The 13,557-nt window shown below is 73.9% G+C and carries 11 protein-coding genes, 1 tRNA gene and 1 riboswitch; of the genes, 9 read left to right on the plus strand and 3 right to left on the minus strand.

The genetic code is table 11. The features are described from left to right. Positions 1-460 precede the first annotated feature (460 nt). A complete protein-coding gene (locus ACFVHV_RS17510) occupies positions 461-745 on the plus strand; it encodes an HU family DNA-binding protein (protein ID WP_030242980.1) in 285 nt (94 codons plus the stop codon). Positions 746-818: 73 nt separating this feature from the next. Here the strand turns inward: ACFVHV_RS17510 and murA are convergent, their stop codons facing one another. Beyond that, positions 819-2,159 carry a UDP-N-acetylglucosamine 1-carboxyvinyltransferase gene (gene murA / locus ACFVHV_RS17515; protein WP_359904238.1) on the minus strand — a complete coding sequence of 447 codons (1,341 nt, stop codon included), beginning with the start codon at positions 2,157-2,159 and terminating at the stop codon, positions 819-821. A 300-nt stretch (positions 2,160-2,459) separates the two neighbouring features. Between murA and ACFVHV_RS17520 the strand changes: the two genes are divergently transcribed. From ACFVHV_RS17520 to ACFVHV_RS17545, 6 genes are all read left to right on the plus strand, one after another. Continuing rightward, on the plus strand, positions 2,460-3,044 hold the full coding sequence (locus tag ACFVHV_RS17520) for a YqgE/AlgH family protein (protein ID WP_359904235.1): 585 nt from the start codon (positions 2,460-2,462) through the stop codon (positions 3,042-3,044). A gap of 63 nt (positions 3,045-3,107) precedes the next feature. Beyond that, a complete protein-coding gene (locus tag ACFVHV_RS17525; RefSeq protein WP_359904233.1) occupies positions 3,108-3,386 on the plus strand; it encodes a DUF3039 domain-containing protein in 279 nt (92 codons plus the stop codon). Between the two features lie 91 nt (positions 3,387-3,477). Then, complete coding sequence (locus ACFVHV_RS17530; protein ID WP_359904230.1) at positions 3,478-5,088, plus strand: beta-N-acetylhexosaminidase; 1,611 nt, start codon at positions 3,478-3,480, stop codon at positions 5,086-5,088. Between the two features lie 357 nt (positions 5,089-5,445). After that, positions 5,446-6,312, plus strand: a complete 867-nt coding sequence (locus ACFVHV_RS17535; protein WP_380351942.1) for an FAD binding domain-containing protein — start codon at positions 5,446-5,448, stop codon at positions 6,310-6,312. Beyond that, a complete protein-coding gene (locus tag ACFVHV_RS17540) occupies positions 6,309-7,634 on the plus strand; it encodes a 2Fe-2S iron-sulfur cluster-binding protein (protein ID WP_380351907.1) in 1,326 nt (441 codons plus the stop codon). The genes ACFVHV_RS17535 and ACFVHV_RS17540 overlap by 4 nt, the downstream gene beginning before the upstream one ends. Beyond that, positions 7,631-9,958, plus strand: coding sequence for a xanthine dehydrogenase family protein molybdopterin-binding subunit (locus ACFVHV_RS17545; RefSeq protein ID WP_359904227.1), 2,328 nt, complete (start codon positions 7,631-7,633; stop codon positions 9,956-9,958). Before ACFVHV_RS17540 ends, ACFVHV_RS17545 begins: the two co-directional genes overlap by 4 nt. Before the next feature lie 106 nt (positions 9,959-10,064). Here ACFVHV_RS17545 and ACFVHV_RS17550 read toward each other — a convergent pair. Further along, positions 10,065-10,136: transfer RNA gene (locus ACFVHV_RS17550), tRNA-Cys, on the minus strand. Positions 10,137-10,221: 85 nt separating this feature from the next. Next, a riboswitch (guanidine-III (ykkC-III) riboswitch) is annotated at positions 10,222-10,287 on the plus strand. Between the two features lie 44 nt (positions 10,288-10,331). Between ACFVHV_RS17550 and ACFVHV_RS17555 the strand changes: the two genes are divergently transcribed. Both ACFVHV_RS17555 and ACFVHV_RS17560 read left to right on the plus strand, forming a co-directional pair. Next, positions 10,332-10,646 (plus strand): SMR family transporter, encoded by a 315-nt coding sequence (locus ACFVHV_RS17555; RefSeq protein WP_359904224.1) that lies wholly within the window; start codon positions 10,332-10,334, stop codon positions 10,644-10,646. Between the two features lie 124 nt (positions 10,647-10,770). Beyond that, a complete protein-coding gene (locus ACFVHV_RS17560) occupies positions 10,771-12,210 on the plus strand; it encodes an MFS transporter (protein ID WP_380351909.1) in 1,440 nt (479 codons plus the stop codon). Positions 12,211-12,213: 3 nt separating this feature from the next. Here ACFVHV_RS17560 and ACFVHV_RS17565 read toward each other — a convergent pair whose 3' ends face one another. Then, positions 12,214-13,536 carry a hypothetical protein gene (locus ACFVHV_RS17565; protein WP_380351911.1) on the minus strand — a complete coding sequence of 441 codons (1,323 nt, stop codon included), beginning with the start codon at positions 13,534-13,536 and terminating at the stop codon, positions 12,214-12,216. Positions 13,537-13,557 lie beyond the last annotated feature (21 nt).

Genomic DNA, 13,557 nt, shown 5'->3' on the forward strand with positions numbered 1-13,557 from the left:
GGCCATACCCGCCCAGCCCGCCCCGAACCCTTGCGACACAAGGGCGAGGGGCGTGTTTGGGCTTGTCAGTCCTAGGGCGTACCGTAGCCCTGCACGGGGCAGGCGTGTCCGACAAGTACGGAACGTCCCCCTGGTCTTCCGGCGTGTCGTCCCGACCGCCGCCCGCGCCCGGTCCGCCGGAGCCGACGGAGCGTCACACCTCCAGCGAGCGGGCGATGTTCGGGTGGCTCGCCCGGGGCCCGATTGGCTTTCTCGGGGCCGGTCGGGGCAGGATTCGTATCCAGGCGGGCGGGTGGGCCTTCGACGGCTCCGGCGCGCGGCATCGGGTACGGACCCGGCCTGCGACCACGCATTGCCTGCATGAGCACAGTGTGCGGACCTGCGGCCCATCCGGGTGCCCCCCGGTGGGAGCACCGATGGGCCCCCGCGCACCGCAAGCGAACAGACCACAGGAGTACACATGAACCGCAGTGAGCTGGTGGCCGCGCTGTCCGAGCGCGCCGAGGTGACCCGCAAGGACGCCGACGCCGTTCTGGCCGCCTTCGCCGAGATCGTCGGCGAGGTCGTCGCCAAGGGCGACGAGAAGGTCACCATCCCCGGTTTCCTGACCTTCGAGCGCACCCACCGCGCTGCCCGCACCGCCCGCAACCCGCAGACCGGCGAGCCGATCCAGATCGCCGCGGGCTACAGCGCCAAGGTGAGCGCCGGCTCGAAGCTGAAGGAAGCCGCCAAGGGCGCTGCCTGAGCCACCCCTTGAACGCCCGAGAGGCCGGGCTCCCCGCTGGGGAGCCCGGCCTCTCGCCGTTGGGACCGGACCGTCAGGCGTCGACCAGCTGCTCGCTGGGCAGCTCGACGTGGGCGCCCAGGTCGCGCAGCTTGTCCATGAAGTTCTCGTAGCCGCGGTTGATCAGGTCGATGCCGTGCACGGTCGAGGTGCCCTCGGCCGCCAGCGCCGCGATCAGGTACGAGAAGCCGCCGCGCAGGTCCGGGATGACCAGCTCGGAGCCGATCAGCTTGGACGGGCCGGAGACGACCGCGGAGTGCAGGAAGTTGCGGGCGCCGAAGCGGCACGGCGTGCCGCCCAGGCACTCGCGGTAGAGCTGGATGTGCGCGCCCATCTGGTTCAGCGCGCCGGTGAAGCCGAGCCGCGACTCGTACACCGTCTCGTGGACGATGGACAGGCCGGTGGCCTGGGTCAGCGCGACCACCAGCGGCTGCTGCCAGTCGGTCTGGAAGCCCGGGTGCACGTCGGTCTCCAGGGCGATCGCCTTGAGCTCGCCGCCCGGGTGCCAGAAGCGGATGCCCTCGTCGTCCACCTCGAAGGCGCCGCCGACCTTCCGGAAGGTGTTCAGGAAGGTCATCATCTCCAGCTGGCGGGCGCCGCGGACGTAGATGTCGCCCTTGGTGGCCAGCGCCGCGCAGGCCCAGGAGGCCGCCTCCAGGCGGTCCGGCAGCGCGCGGTGGTTGTAGCCGTTCAGCTCGTCCACGCCGGTGATCAGGATCGTCCGGTCGGTGCCCAGCGTGATGATCGCGCCCATCTTCTGCAGCACGCAGATCAGGTCGACGATCTCCGGCTCGATGGCCGCGTTGCGCAGCTCGGTGACGCCCTCGGCGAGGACGGCGGTGAGCAGCACCTGCTCGGTCGCGCCGACCGAGGGGTAGGGCAGCTCGATCTTGGTGCCGCGCAGCCGCTGCGCGGCGACCAGGTAGGTGCCCTGCGGGTGCTTCTCGATGGTGGCGCCGAACTGGCGCAGCACCTCGAAGTGGAAGTCGACGGGGCGGCCGCCGATGTCGCAGCCGCCGAGGCCGGGGATGAAGGCGTGGCCGAGGCGGTGCAGCAGCGGGCCGCAGAACAGGATCGGGATCCGCGAGGAGCCGGCGTGCGCGTCGATGTCGGCGACGTTGGCGCTCTCGACGTGCGAGGGGTCGAGGATCAGCTCGCCGTCCTCGTCACCGGTGCGCACGGTCACGCCGTGCAGCTGCAGCAGGCCGCGGACCACCTTGACGTCGCGGATGTCCGGGACGTTGCGCAGTCTGCTGGGGCCCTGCCCGAGGAGGGCGGCGACCATGGCCTTGGGCACCAGGTTCTTCGCACCGCGGACGCGGATCTCGCCTTCGAGCGGATTTCCGCCATGGACCAGCAGGACGTCGTCGGTCATCGTTCTCGCAATCCGGGGTGCCAGAGGAGTCGGAAAGGGCGGCTCCGGGAGAGAGCCGGTGGTGGACCGTTCGTACGGGCGCGTTCGGGCCCCCGGCGAAACCGAGTCGGCACCGTATGGGCGTCCACCAGACGTAGATGGTAGTAGGCGCTCCGTTGGTTCCCGTGAGCCTCTCCCGTGATGGTGCTCTCTCCGGGCCCGCGCCCGCCCCCCGGTGCGGCCGTACGGGTGTTCGTCCGGCGTGGGGGTTTCCGGGTGTTGCGGTGTCCGAGCGGTGCCGTTCTGCGGGATCATGTGGGCATGACGGCGGCCCATTCGCACGGAGGCCGGTCCCACACCGGCTGTCTGCTCGTCGCGACGCCCCTGCTCACCGACCCGAACTTCGCGCGGGCGGTGGTGCTGCTCCTCGACCACGACGTCGAGGGGGCGCTCGGCGTGGTCCTCAACCGGCCGACGCCGGTCGAGGTGGGAAGCGTGCTGGACGGCTGGAACAGACTCGTCGGACAGCCGGCCGTGGTGTTCCAGGGCGGCCCGGTGGCGCTGGACTCGGCGCTCGGCCTCGCGGTGGCACCGGGGGAGCCGGGCACCGGCGAGCCGCTCGGCTGGCGCCGGGTGCACGGCGCGATCGGCCTGGTGGACCTGGAGGCGCCGCCCGAGGTGCTGGCCGGGGAGCTGGGCAGCCTGCGGATCTTCGCCGGGTACGCCGGCTGGTCGCCGGGGCAGCTGGAGGCGGAGCTGGAGAGCGGCGCCTGGTACCTGGTGGACTGCGAGCCGGGGGACGTCTCCAGTCCCGAGCCGGAGCGGCTGTGGCGTGCGGTCCTGCGCCGCCAGCGCGGCCCGCTCGCCCTGCTGGCGACCTACCCGGACGACCCCACGATGAACTGAGCCGACCGGCCCCGCGCCGCGACACTGGCCGGGTTTCCGGAGGCCCCCATAGACTTGGCACCCATGAGCACTCTTGAGCCCGAGCGCGGCCTCGGCACCGGCACCCTGGTCGAGCCCGTCCCACAGGTGTCCCACGGGGACGGCGACCACGAGCGCTTCGCGCACTACGTCCAGAAGGACAAGATCATGGAGAGTGCCCTCTCCGGGTCTCCCGTGGTGGCGCTCTGCGGCAAGGTGTGGGTGCCCGGGCGCGACCCGAAGAAGTACCCGGTCTGCCCCATGTGCAAGGAGATCTACGACGGCATCGGCAAGCCGCAGGGCGGCGACGGCGACAACAAGTAGTCCGCGGCGCCGCGCACAACGCCGTTTTGCATAGCACCAGGGTTTCCCCGGTGGTCTATGCCAATCGTCGGGGCGTGGGCAGGATGTCGGAATGGACCTCATTCCCGCACCGTCGAGTGCCGTTCGCCGCCCGGACGAGGACTACCCGCTCGACTCCGCCACCACGCTGACCGCACCCCCCGCGCTGGCCGACGCCGAGCGCTGGCTGCGGACCACACTGTCCGCCGCCACCGGGCTGCCGCTCGGCCCGGGCCGGCCGGGTTCGGGCATCGAGCTGGTCGAGGACCGGACGCTCGCCGCCGAGGCGTACCGGATCACGGTGCGCCCCGGCCACGCCCTGCTCGCCGCGGGCGGCCCGGCCGGAGCGCTGTGGGGCGCGCAGACCCTGCGGCAGTTGCTCGGGCCGGACGCCTACCGCCGCTCGCCGCTGCGCCGCGAGGGCTGGGTCCTGCCCGGCGCCGACATCGCGGACGCCCCCCGGTTCGGCTGGCGCGGCGCGCTGCTCGACGTCGCCCGGCACTTCCTGCCCAAGTCGGACGTGCTGCGCTTCGTCGACCTGCTGGCCGCGCACAAGCTCAACGTGCTGCACCTGCACCTGACCGACGACCAGGGCTGGCGGGTGGAGATCAAGCGCTACCCGAGGCTGACCGGGCGCGGCGCCTGGCGGGAGCGCTCGATGGTCGGCTACCGGGCCGGGCAGCGCCGCGACGACCGCCCGCACGGCGGCTACTACACCCAGGACGACCTGCGCGAGATCGTCGCCTACGCGGCCGCCCGCGGGGTCACCGTCGTCCCGGAGATCGACCTGCCCGGCCACACCCAGGCCGCCGTGTCCGCCTACCCCGAGCTGGGCAACACCGACGTGGTGGACACCGCCGCGCTCGGGGTCTGGACCGACTGGGGGGTGAGCCACAACGTGCTCAACGCCTCCGAGGAGACCCTGCGCTTCTTCGAGGGCGTGCTGGAGGAGGTCCTGGAGCTCTTCCCGTCCGAGTTCATCCACCTCGGCGGCGACGAGTGCCCCAAGGAGCAGTGGAAGGACAGCGCCGCCGCGCAGGCCCGGATACGCGAGCTGGGCCTGGCCAACGAGGACGAACTGCAGAGCCACCTCATCCGGCACTTCGACGGCTGGCTGGCCGACCGCGGCCGCCGGCTGATCGGCTGGGACGAGATCCTGGAGGGCGGGCTCGCGCCGGGCGCCGCCGTCTCCTCCTGGCGCGGCTTCGGCGGCGGGGTCGCCGCCGCGAAGGCCGGGCACGACGTGGTGATGTGCCCCGAGCAGCACGTCTACTTCGACCACCGGCAGGCGGACGGACCGGACGAGCCGATCCCGGTCGGATTCGTGCGCACGCTGGAGGACGTCTACCGGTTCGAGCCGGTCCCCGAGCAGCTGGACGAGGCCGCCGCCCGGCACGTGATCGGCACCCAGGCCAACCTGTGGAGCGAGTTCATGGACAGCGCCCGGGACATCGACTACCGGGCCTTCCCCCGGCTGGTCGCCTTCGCCGAGGTCGCCTGGTCGGAGCTGCCCGCCGAGCCGGCCGAGCGGGACTTCGCCGGTTTCGAGCAGCGGCTGGCGACGCACCTGAGGGCGCTGGACGCGCTCGGCGTCGAGTACCGCCCGGCCGACGGTCCGCACCCGTGGCAGCGCCGCCCCGGGGTGCTCGGCCGGCCGATCGAGGGCCCGCCGCCGGTGCGGTAGGGGGTGTCCCGCGGGGCCTGCCGGACCCGGCGAAGACCCGCGGGAAACGCCCCGGTCCTACCCGCGGGGAACTTCTGAGCGGTCGTCCGACGTCAAGAACTGATGAACATCTGCCCTGGCCCGGAGCGGGTCGGGGCAGATACCGCCCGGTATCAGTCCCAATCGGGCAGTCCCGTTCACCGGTCCCGAAATGATCATCGAGCATTGTGTGCCAGAGTTGCCCAACCCGGCCCGATCGCCCGTACCCTACGGGCCAGGCCGGGCTGCTGACGCAGGACAGTACGGCCGAAGGCCGGCGGGCGGCAGGCGATCGATGAGCAAGTGGAGCACGGTGGGACCCAGGTGAACCGGACGATCATGCTGCCGGCCTCCCTCGACGAGGCCGTCGACGCGCTGGCCGCCGCCCCGGCCGCGGTACCGGTGGCCGGAGCCACCGACCTGATGGAGGCCGTCAACGCCGGCCGACTGCGCCCCGCCGCCCTGGTCGGCCTCGGCCGGATCACCGAACTGCGCGGCTGGCGCTACGAGGACGGCGGCACGGCCGTGCTCGGCGCCGGACTAACCCACGCCCGGATGGACCGCCCCGACTTCGCGGCGCTCATCCCCGCGCTCGCCGACGCCGCCCGCACCGCCGGCCCGCCGCAGGTCCGCAACGTCGGCACCCTCGGCGGGAACATCGTCACCGCCGCCCCGGCCGGCGACACCCTCCCGGTGCTCACCGCGCTGGAGGCCAGCATCACCCTGGCCCGGGCCGGGGGCACCCGCGAGGTGCCGGTCAGTCACCTGCTCACCGGACTCGACCCGGTGCGCCCCGGCGAACTGCTCACCTGGGTGCGCGTCCCGCTGCTGCACGCCCCGCAGGTCTTCCTCAAGGCCACCGGCCGCAGCGGACCGGCCCGCGCCACCGCCTCCGTCGCCCTGGTCCTCGACCCGGCCCGGCGCTCGGTGCGCTGCGCCGTCGGGGCCGTCGCGCCGGTGCCGCTGCGCCCGCTGGAGGCCGAGGCCTGGGTGGCCGGCTGCATCGACTGGGACGGCAGCCGGGAGATCGACCCGGCCGCGACCGCCGCCTTCGGCGAGTACGTGGCCGCCGCCTGCGTCCCCGACAACTACGGCGCCGAGGGCGCCTGGGAGGCCGTGACCGAGGGGCCGACCGCGGCCGCGGTTCGGTTGCGGCGTACCGTATCGGTGCTGGCCCGACGGGCACTGGGAAGGGCGCTGAAGTGACCACAGACCCCATCGAGACCCTGGACGCCGACCCGCTCGGCCTCTCCCCGCAGGTCAGCCGCGAGCTGCGCCCGTGCGCCTCGTACACGCTGCGGGTCAACGGTTTCGAACGGCCCGTCACCGACGCGTGGATCGGCGAGAGCCTGCTCTACGTGCTGCGCGAGCGGCTCGGCCTGGCCGGCGCCAAGGACGGCTGCGAGCAGGGCGAGTGCGGGGCCTGCTCGGTGCAGGTGGACGGCCAGCTGGTGGCCGGCTGCCTGGTGCCAGCCGCCCTGGCCGCGGACAGCGAGATCAGCACCGTCGAGGGCCTGTCCGCCGCCGGCGGCGCGAGCGCCGTCCAGCAGGCGCTGGCCGCCTCCGGCGCCGTCCAGTGCGGCTACTGCACCCCCGGCATGGCGATGGCGGTGCACGACCTGCTCCAGCGCAACCACCGGCCCACCGAGGTGGAGGCCCGTCAGGCGCTGTGCGGCAACCTCTGCCGCTGCACCGGCTACCGGGGCGTGCTGGCCGCCGTCCAGACCGTCGCGGACGCCCGCGCGGCGGAGGCCGAGGAGGCGGAGGAGGCCGCCGCGCTCGCCGAGGCCGCCGCGCAGGCCGCCGGGCCCGCCCCCGGGGGACCGGCCGAGCCGGTCGCCGAACCGCCCGCCGACGTGCCGGTGGACGCGCCGGTCGAACCCGGGCAGGCCGTCGAGCCGCCGGTCTACGCCGACGCCGACGCCTGGATCGAGCACGTCCCGCAGCAGCCCGTCGAGGCCCACCCGGTCACCCACCCGGCGGAGCATTACCACCCGGAGCAGCACGCCGCCGAGCAGCACCACCCGGCGCAGCCCGCCGTGGAACAGCACGCCATGGCACAGCCCGCCGTCGAGCAGGCCCCGGCCGGGCTGCCGTACGGCGACCCCCAGGGCGGCTACGACACCGGCGTGTACGACACCACCGTGCTGGCCCCGATCCGGGACGACATCCCCGCCCGGATCCCCGCCCAGGCCGCCGACGACCAGGTGTACTACCCGCCGCAGGGCTACCCCGAGCAGCCGTACCAGGCCACCCCCGCGCACGGCACCTACGTGCCCTACCCGGACGGCCACCAGCAGCAGAACGGCTACGACACCGGGTACGACGCCCCGGTCTACGAGCCCACCCCCGCGCACGGGACCCCGCTGCCCGGCTCCGTCTACGACGGCACGCCGCCGCACGGCACCCCGTACGCCGCCCCGCACCCGCACGGTGCCCCGGCCGAGGGCGGCGCCCCGGCCGGTGTCCCGTACGGTGCCACCCCCGCCCACGGCATCCGGCTCCCCGAGGACGACCACGCATCATGACGTCGCCTACCGACATCGGCGCAGCACTCCAGCAGGACGGCGGCGAGGGCGGCGCACCGGAGCCGATCGGCCTGGGCAGCTCCCCGCTGCGCAGCGACGCGCTGCCCAAGGCGCTCGGCATCTACCCGTACGCGGCCGACCTGTGGGCCGAGGGGCTGCTGTGGGGCGCGGTGCTGCGCTCTCCGCACCCGCACGCCCGGATCCGGGGCATCGACACCTCGGCCGCGCTGGCGCTGCCCGGCGTGCACGCCGTGGTCACCGCCGCCGACCTGCCGCCCGGACCGGACGGCACCCCCGACGGCGCCCCGGCCGGGCCGATCGTCGCCGACCGGCCGGTGCTGGCCGCCGGCGTGGTGCGCCACCACGGCGAGCCGATCGCCGCGGTGGCCGCCGACCACCCGGACACCGCCCGGCTGGCGGTCGGCCTGATCGCGGTCGACTACGAGCCGCTGGAGGCCGTCACCGACCCGGAGCAGGCCTTCACCGCGCCGCCGCTGCACCCGGACGGCAACCTGTTCCGCCACCTGCCGCTGCGCACCGGGGACCCGGACGCGGTCGGCGAGATCGTCGTCGAGGGCCTCTACCAGGTCGGCCGGCAGGACCCGGCCCCGCTCGGCGCCGAGGCCGGGCTGGCCGTACCGCGCCCGGACGGCGGCGTCGAGCTGCACCTGTCCTCCACCGACCCGCACGGCGACCGCGACCGCACCGCCGCCTGCCTGGGCCTGGAGCCGGACCGGGTCCGGCTGGTGGTCACCGGCGTGCCCGGCGCCACCACCGACCGCGAGGACCTCTCGTTCCAGGTCACCCTGGCCCTGCTGGCGCTGCGCACCGGGCGGCCGGTGAAGATGACGCTCACCCGCGAGGAGTCCTTCCACACCCACGCCTCGCGCCACCCCGCGCTCCTGCGCTACCGCCACCACGCCGACGCCGAGGGCACGCTGGTGAAGGTCGAGGCGCAGATCCTGCTGGACGGCGGCGCCTACGCGGACGTCTCCGCCGAGGCGCTGGCCGCCGCGACGGCCTTCTCGGCCGGTCCGTACGTCTGCCCGAACGTCTTCGTGGACGCCTGGGCGGTGCGCACCAACAACCCGCCGGCCGGCCGGATGCGCGGCGAGGGCGCCCTGCAGGCCTGCTTCGCGTACGAGTCGCAGCTGGACCAGCTGGCCGCCCGGATCGGCGTGGACCCGGTGGAGATCCGCCGCCGCAACGCGATGTCCACCGGCGACCCGCTGCCCACCGGTCAGGCCGTCACCTGCCCGGCGCCGGTGCGCGCCCTGCTGGACGCGGTCGCCGCCGAGCCGCTGCCGGCCCTGCCGGTGGACGACCCGGACGCCGAGTGGCTGCTGCCCGGCGGGCCCGGCGGCGCGGGCGACCCGGCGGCGGTGCGGCGCGGGATCGGCTACGCCGTCGGCATGGTGCACATGCTGGGCGCCGAGGGCGAGGACGAGGTCTCCACGGCGACCGTGCGGGTCAGCGGGGACCACGCCACGGTGATCTGCGCGGCGGTCGACGCCGGGCAGGGCTTCGCCACGCTGGCCCGGCAGATCGTGCAGACCGTGCTGGGCGTCAGCGAGGTCTACATCGCCCCGGCCGACAGCGACCAGTCGATCGCCGGGCCGTCCGCCCGCGGCCGGCACACCTGGGTCTCCGGCGGCGCCGTCGAGCGGGCCGCGCTGATGGTCCGCCACCAGCTGCTGCAGCCGATCGCGGCGAACTTCGGGATGTCCGCGGAGCTGCTCCAGATCGCCGACGGCAAGATCACCTCGTACGACGGGGTGCTCGGCATGCCGGTCGCCGAGGCGCTGGAGGGCAAGGAGCTCTGGGCCACCGCGCAGTGCCGCCCGCACCCCACCGAGCCGCTGGACGAGGCCGGGCAGGGCGACGCCTTCGTCTCCATCTCGTTCTGCGCGATGCGTGCGGTGGTGGACGTGGACATCGAGCTGGGCGCCGTGCGGGTGGTCGAGATGACGGTCGCCCAGGACGTCGGCCGGGCGCTGAACCCGCGCCAGATCGAGGACCGGATCGAGGCGGGGGTGGCCCAGGGAGTGGGCCTGGCGCTGCTGGAGGACCTGCGGACGGAGGGCGGGGTGCTGCTGAACCCCTCGCTCACCGGCTACCGGCTGCCCACCGCGCTGGACACCCCGGAGGTGCGGATCGCCGCGCTGCTGGAGGAGCGCGACGTGGTGGCCCCGTTCGGCGCGAAGGCGGTCGGAGCCGTGCCCGCGGTGGTCGCCCCGGCGGCCGTCGCCGCGGCCGTGCGCGCCGCCACCGGCCTGCCGGTCGGCCGGCTGCCGATCCGGGCGGAGGACGCCGTCACCGCCTGACCGGGAGCTCCCGGGACGGACCGGGAGCTCCCGGAAAAGGCGGAAAGCAGGGAAAGGAAATTGCCGGCCGACTTTCGGAGTCGACCGGCAATTCCCTTTTCCGGTGAGGCCATGGCGGGAATCGAACCCGCGTGCACCGCTTTGCAGACGGTTCCCTAAGCCACTCGGGCACACGGCCAGTGAATTCATAGTGGCCGATCCGGGGGAGAGGGGTCAATGCCCTTATGTAAATTCTGTATGGCAAGGTGTGCTACCGTCGGGGACAGGTGGCGGTATTTCCGCCACCCCGGACGAGCGCGTCGTACCCGGTGACGACAAGACGGCGCAGTTCAGCGGCAATCCGGCCGCTGTGGACTGCGGAGGTACCACCGTCATGGCCTGGCTCGTTCTGATCGTCTCGGGTGTCCTGGAGACCGTTTGGGCGGTCGCCCTGGAATCGTCCAAGGGCTTCACCCGCCTCGTTCCCAGCCTCGTCTTCGGCATCGCACTGCTGTTCAGCATGGGCGGCCTGGCGTACGCGATGCGCACCATTCCGATCGGCACCGGCTACGCCGTCTGGGTGGGCATCGGAGCGGTCGGCACCGCGGTCTACGGCATGGCTGTCCTGGGGGATGCGGTGACCATGGCCCGGATCGCCTGCCTGCTGCTGATCGTCTCCGGCGTGGTGGGCCTCAAGGTGCTGCACTGACCTCCGCCGCGGTCCCGGCCGGGGCCCGTCCTGGGTCCCGGGGCCCGTCCTAGGCCTTGCGGCCGAGGAGATCACCGACCGGGGTCAGGGGTCATCGGGGCAGACGGCTCTTACGATGTTACGTATGACCACTGCCTCCCCCACCTCGGTCGACCCCGTACCGATACCCCTCGACGACGACCCCGGTGGTGGGGTCCTCGGCGGCCGCTACCGTGCCCTGACGCTGGGGATCGTCTCGGTGGTCCTGGTGATCGCCTTCGAGGCGACGGCCGTCAACACCGCGATGCCGACCGCGGCCCGCGAGCTGAACGGGCTCGGGCTGTACGCGTTCGCCTTCTCCGGCTACTTCACCACCACCCTGTTCGCCCTGGTCGTCTCCGGCCAGTGGTGCGACCGGAGCGGCCCGCTGCGGCCGCTGTTCAGCGGCATCGCCGTGTTCGGCGTGGGGCTGGTGGTGGCCGGGACGGCACCCGGGATGTGGGTGTTCGTGGCCGGGCGGGCCATCCAGGGCCTCGGCGGCGGGCTGGTGATCGTCGCCCTGTACGTGGTGGTCGGCCGGGCCTACCCGGAGCGGCTGCGGCCCGCGGTGTTCGCGGCCTTCTCCTCGGCCTGGGTGCTGCCCTCGATCATCGGTCCGCTGGTCTCCGGGGCCGTCACCCAGCACCTGGGGTGGCGCTGGGTGTTCCTGGCCGTGCCGGTGCTGATCCTGCTGCCGCTGGCCGTGATGGGCCCGGCACTGGCCCGCACCGAGCGGGAGCACCCGGTGGCCAGGGGCGCGGCCTTCGACCGCCGTCGTACCCTGCTGGCCGCGATGGCGGCGGTCGGCGCCGGCCTGCTGCAGTACGCGGGCCAGCGGCGCGACCTGATCGGACTGGTCCCCGGGATCGCCGGGGCGGCGCTGCTGGTGCCGGCGGTCCTCGGCCTGCTGCCGGCGCGGACCCTGCGGGCCGGCCGGGGACTGCCGGCCGTGATCCTGCTGCGCGGGGTGGCCGCGGGGGCGTTCTTCGCCGCCGAGGCCTTCATCCCGCTGATGATGACCACCCAGCGTGAGCTCTCGCCGACGCTGGCCGGCCTGACCCTGACCAGCGGCGGTCTCACCTGGGCGCTCGGCTCCTGGCTCCAGGGCCGGCCCGGGGCGGAGCGCTACCGCACGGCGATGATCCGGGGCGGCTTCGTGCTGACTGCGGTGGCGATCTCGGGCGCCGCGCTGGTGCTGTTCCCGGCGGTGCCGGCCTGGGCCGCGTCGGTGGCCTGGGGCGTCGGCGGCGTCGGGATGGGGATGGCCATCGCGAGCGTCAGCGTGCTGATGATGAAGCTCTCCACGCCGGAGGACGCCGGGGCCAACTCGGCCGCGCTCCAGATGAGCGACGCGCTGGGCAATGTGCTGCTGACCGGTCTGGCCGGGGTGATGTTCGCGGCGCTGGGCGGCGGCTCGCTCGCCGCCGCCCACGGGGGCGGCGGGGAGGCCGGCTCGCCCGGCGCCTTCGCGGTGATCCTGCTGTCGATGGCCGGGGTGGCGCTGCTCGGCGCGGTGCTCTCCGGCCGGGTGCGGACGAAGGCCTGACGGTCAGCCGGCGGTGGCGCCGGCGGGGGCCGTGGCGGGGGCCGTGGCGGGGGGCGCGGCCCCCGCCGGGGCGCCGAGGAAGGCCTCCCAGCCGCCGGCCGGGGACTGCCCCGGGGCGAGGGTCTGGAGCTTGCGCAGCACCGCCGGGTCCTGGGCGTCCAGCCAGTCGACCAGCTGCCGGAAGGAGACCAGCCGGACCTCCGGCTTGTCCGCGATGGTCCTGAGGACGTCCTCGACGGCGTTCATGTAGATGCCGCCGTTCCACTCCTCGAAGTGGTTGCCGATGACGTACGGCGCCCGGTTGCCGTTGTAGGTGCGGTCGAACCCCATCAGGTAGGCGTCGCGGGCCTGGGTCTGGAAGCCGGGGTGGAGCGCCGGGTCGGCCTTGGTGTTGGGGCCGCACTGGTTGTACATGATGTTGTAGTCCATCGAGAGCACCTGGAAGGTGTGCCCGGGGAACGGGATGGACTGCAGCGGGAGGTCCCACAGCGCGCCGCCCTGGATCTTCTGCGGCCACACCTGGGTGCCGTTGCCGCTGCTGTCGTAGCGCCAGCCGCGCCTGACCGCGGTGGGCAGCAGGTTGCGCTGGCCCTCCAGGCAGGGGGTGCGGCTGCCGATCAGCTCCTTGCGGTAGTCGAAGGGCAGCGCGGGCAGGTCGGTGAAGCCGGTGTTGGTGCGCCAGTTCGTCACGAAGTCCATCGCCTGCTGGATCTCGCTGTCCCACTCCTCCGGGGACCACGCGCCGACGCCCGTGGAGCCGCAGAAGTGGCCGTTGAAGTGGGTCCCGATCTCGTGGCCCTCCAGCCAGGCCGCGTGCACGTTCTCCAGGGTGTCGCGGATGTGCTGGTCGCTCAGGTAGCCGATGTCGGAGGCGCCGGCCTTGTGCTGCGGCGGGCGGTAGAGGTCCTTCTTGGACTCGGGCAGCAGGTAGAGGCCGCTGAGGAAGAAGGTCATCTTCGCGTCGTGGTCCCGGGCCAGTCGGCGGAAGCGGGCGAACAGGCCGTTGTCGAGCTCGCCGGCGCCGTCCCAGGAGAAGACCACGAACTGCGGCGGGCGCTGGCCGGGCTGCAGCCGGTCGGGGACGGGCTGGTGCGGCTGGGCGCCGGTGTCCGAGGTGGAGCCGTCACCGATCAGGACCGGCTGCGGCCGGGGGAGCGGGGCCGGGGCCGGAGTGGCGCCCTGCTCGTCGGCCGCTCCGGTGGCCGGCGCGGTGCTGCCGGTCGCCCGCTCCTCGCCGGTGGCGTGGTTGCTGCCGCACCCGGCCGCCAGGGTGGCGGCGGTGGCGGCGCCGGCCGTCAGCAGGGTGCGGCGTGAGAGGGCTTCCATGGTCACTCCGTTCGTGGGGCG

Origin of the sequence: Kitasatospora sp. NPDC127116 (assembly GCF_042677365.1) — a bacterium.
GTDB classification, from domain to species: Bacteria; Actinomycetota; Actinomycetes; order Streptomycetales; family Streptomycetaceae; genus Kitasatospora; species Kitasatospora lactacystinica.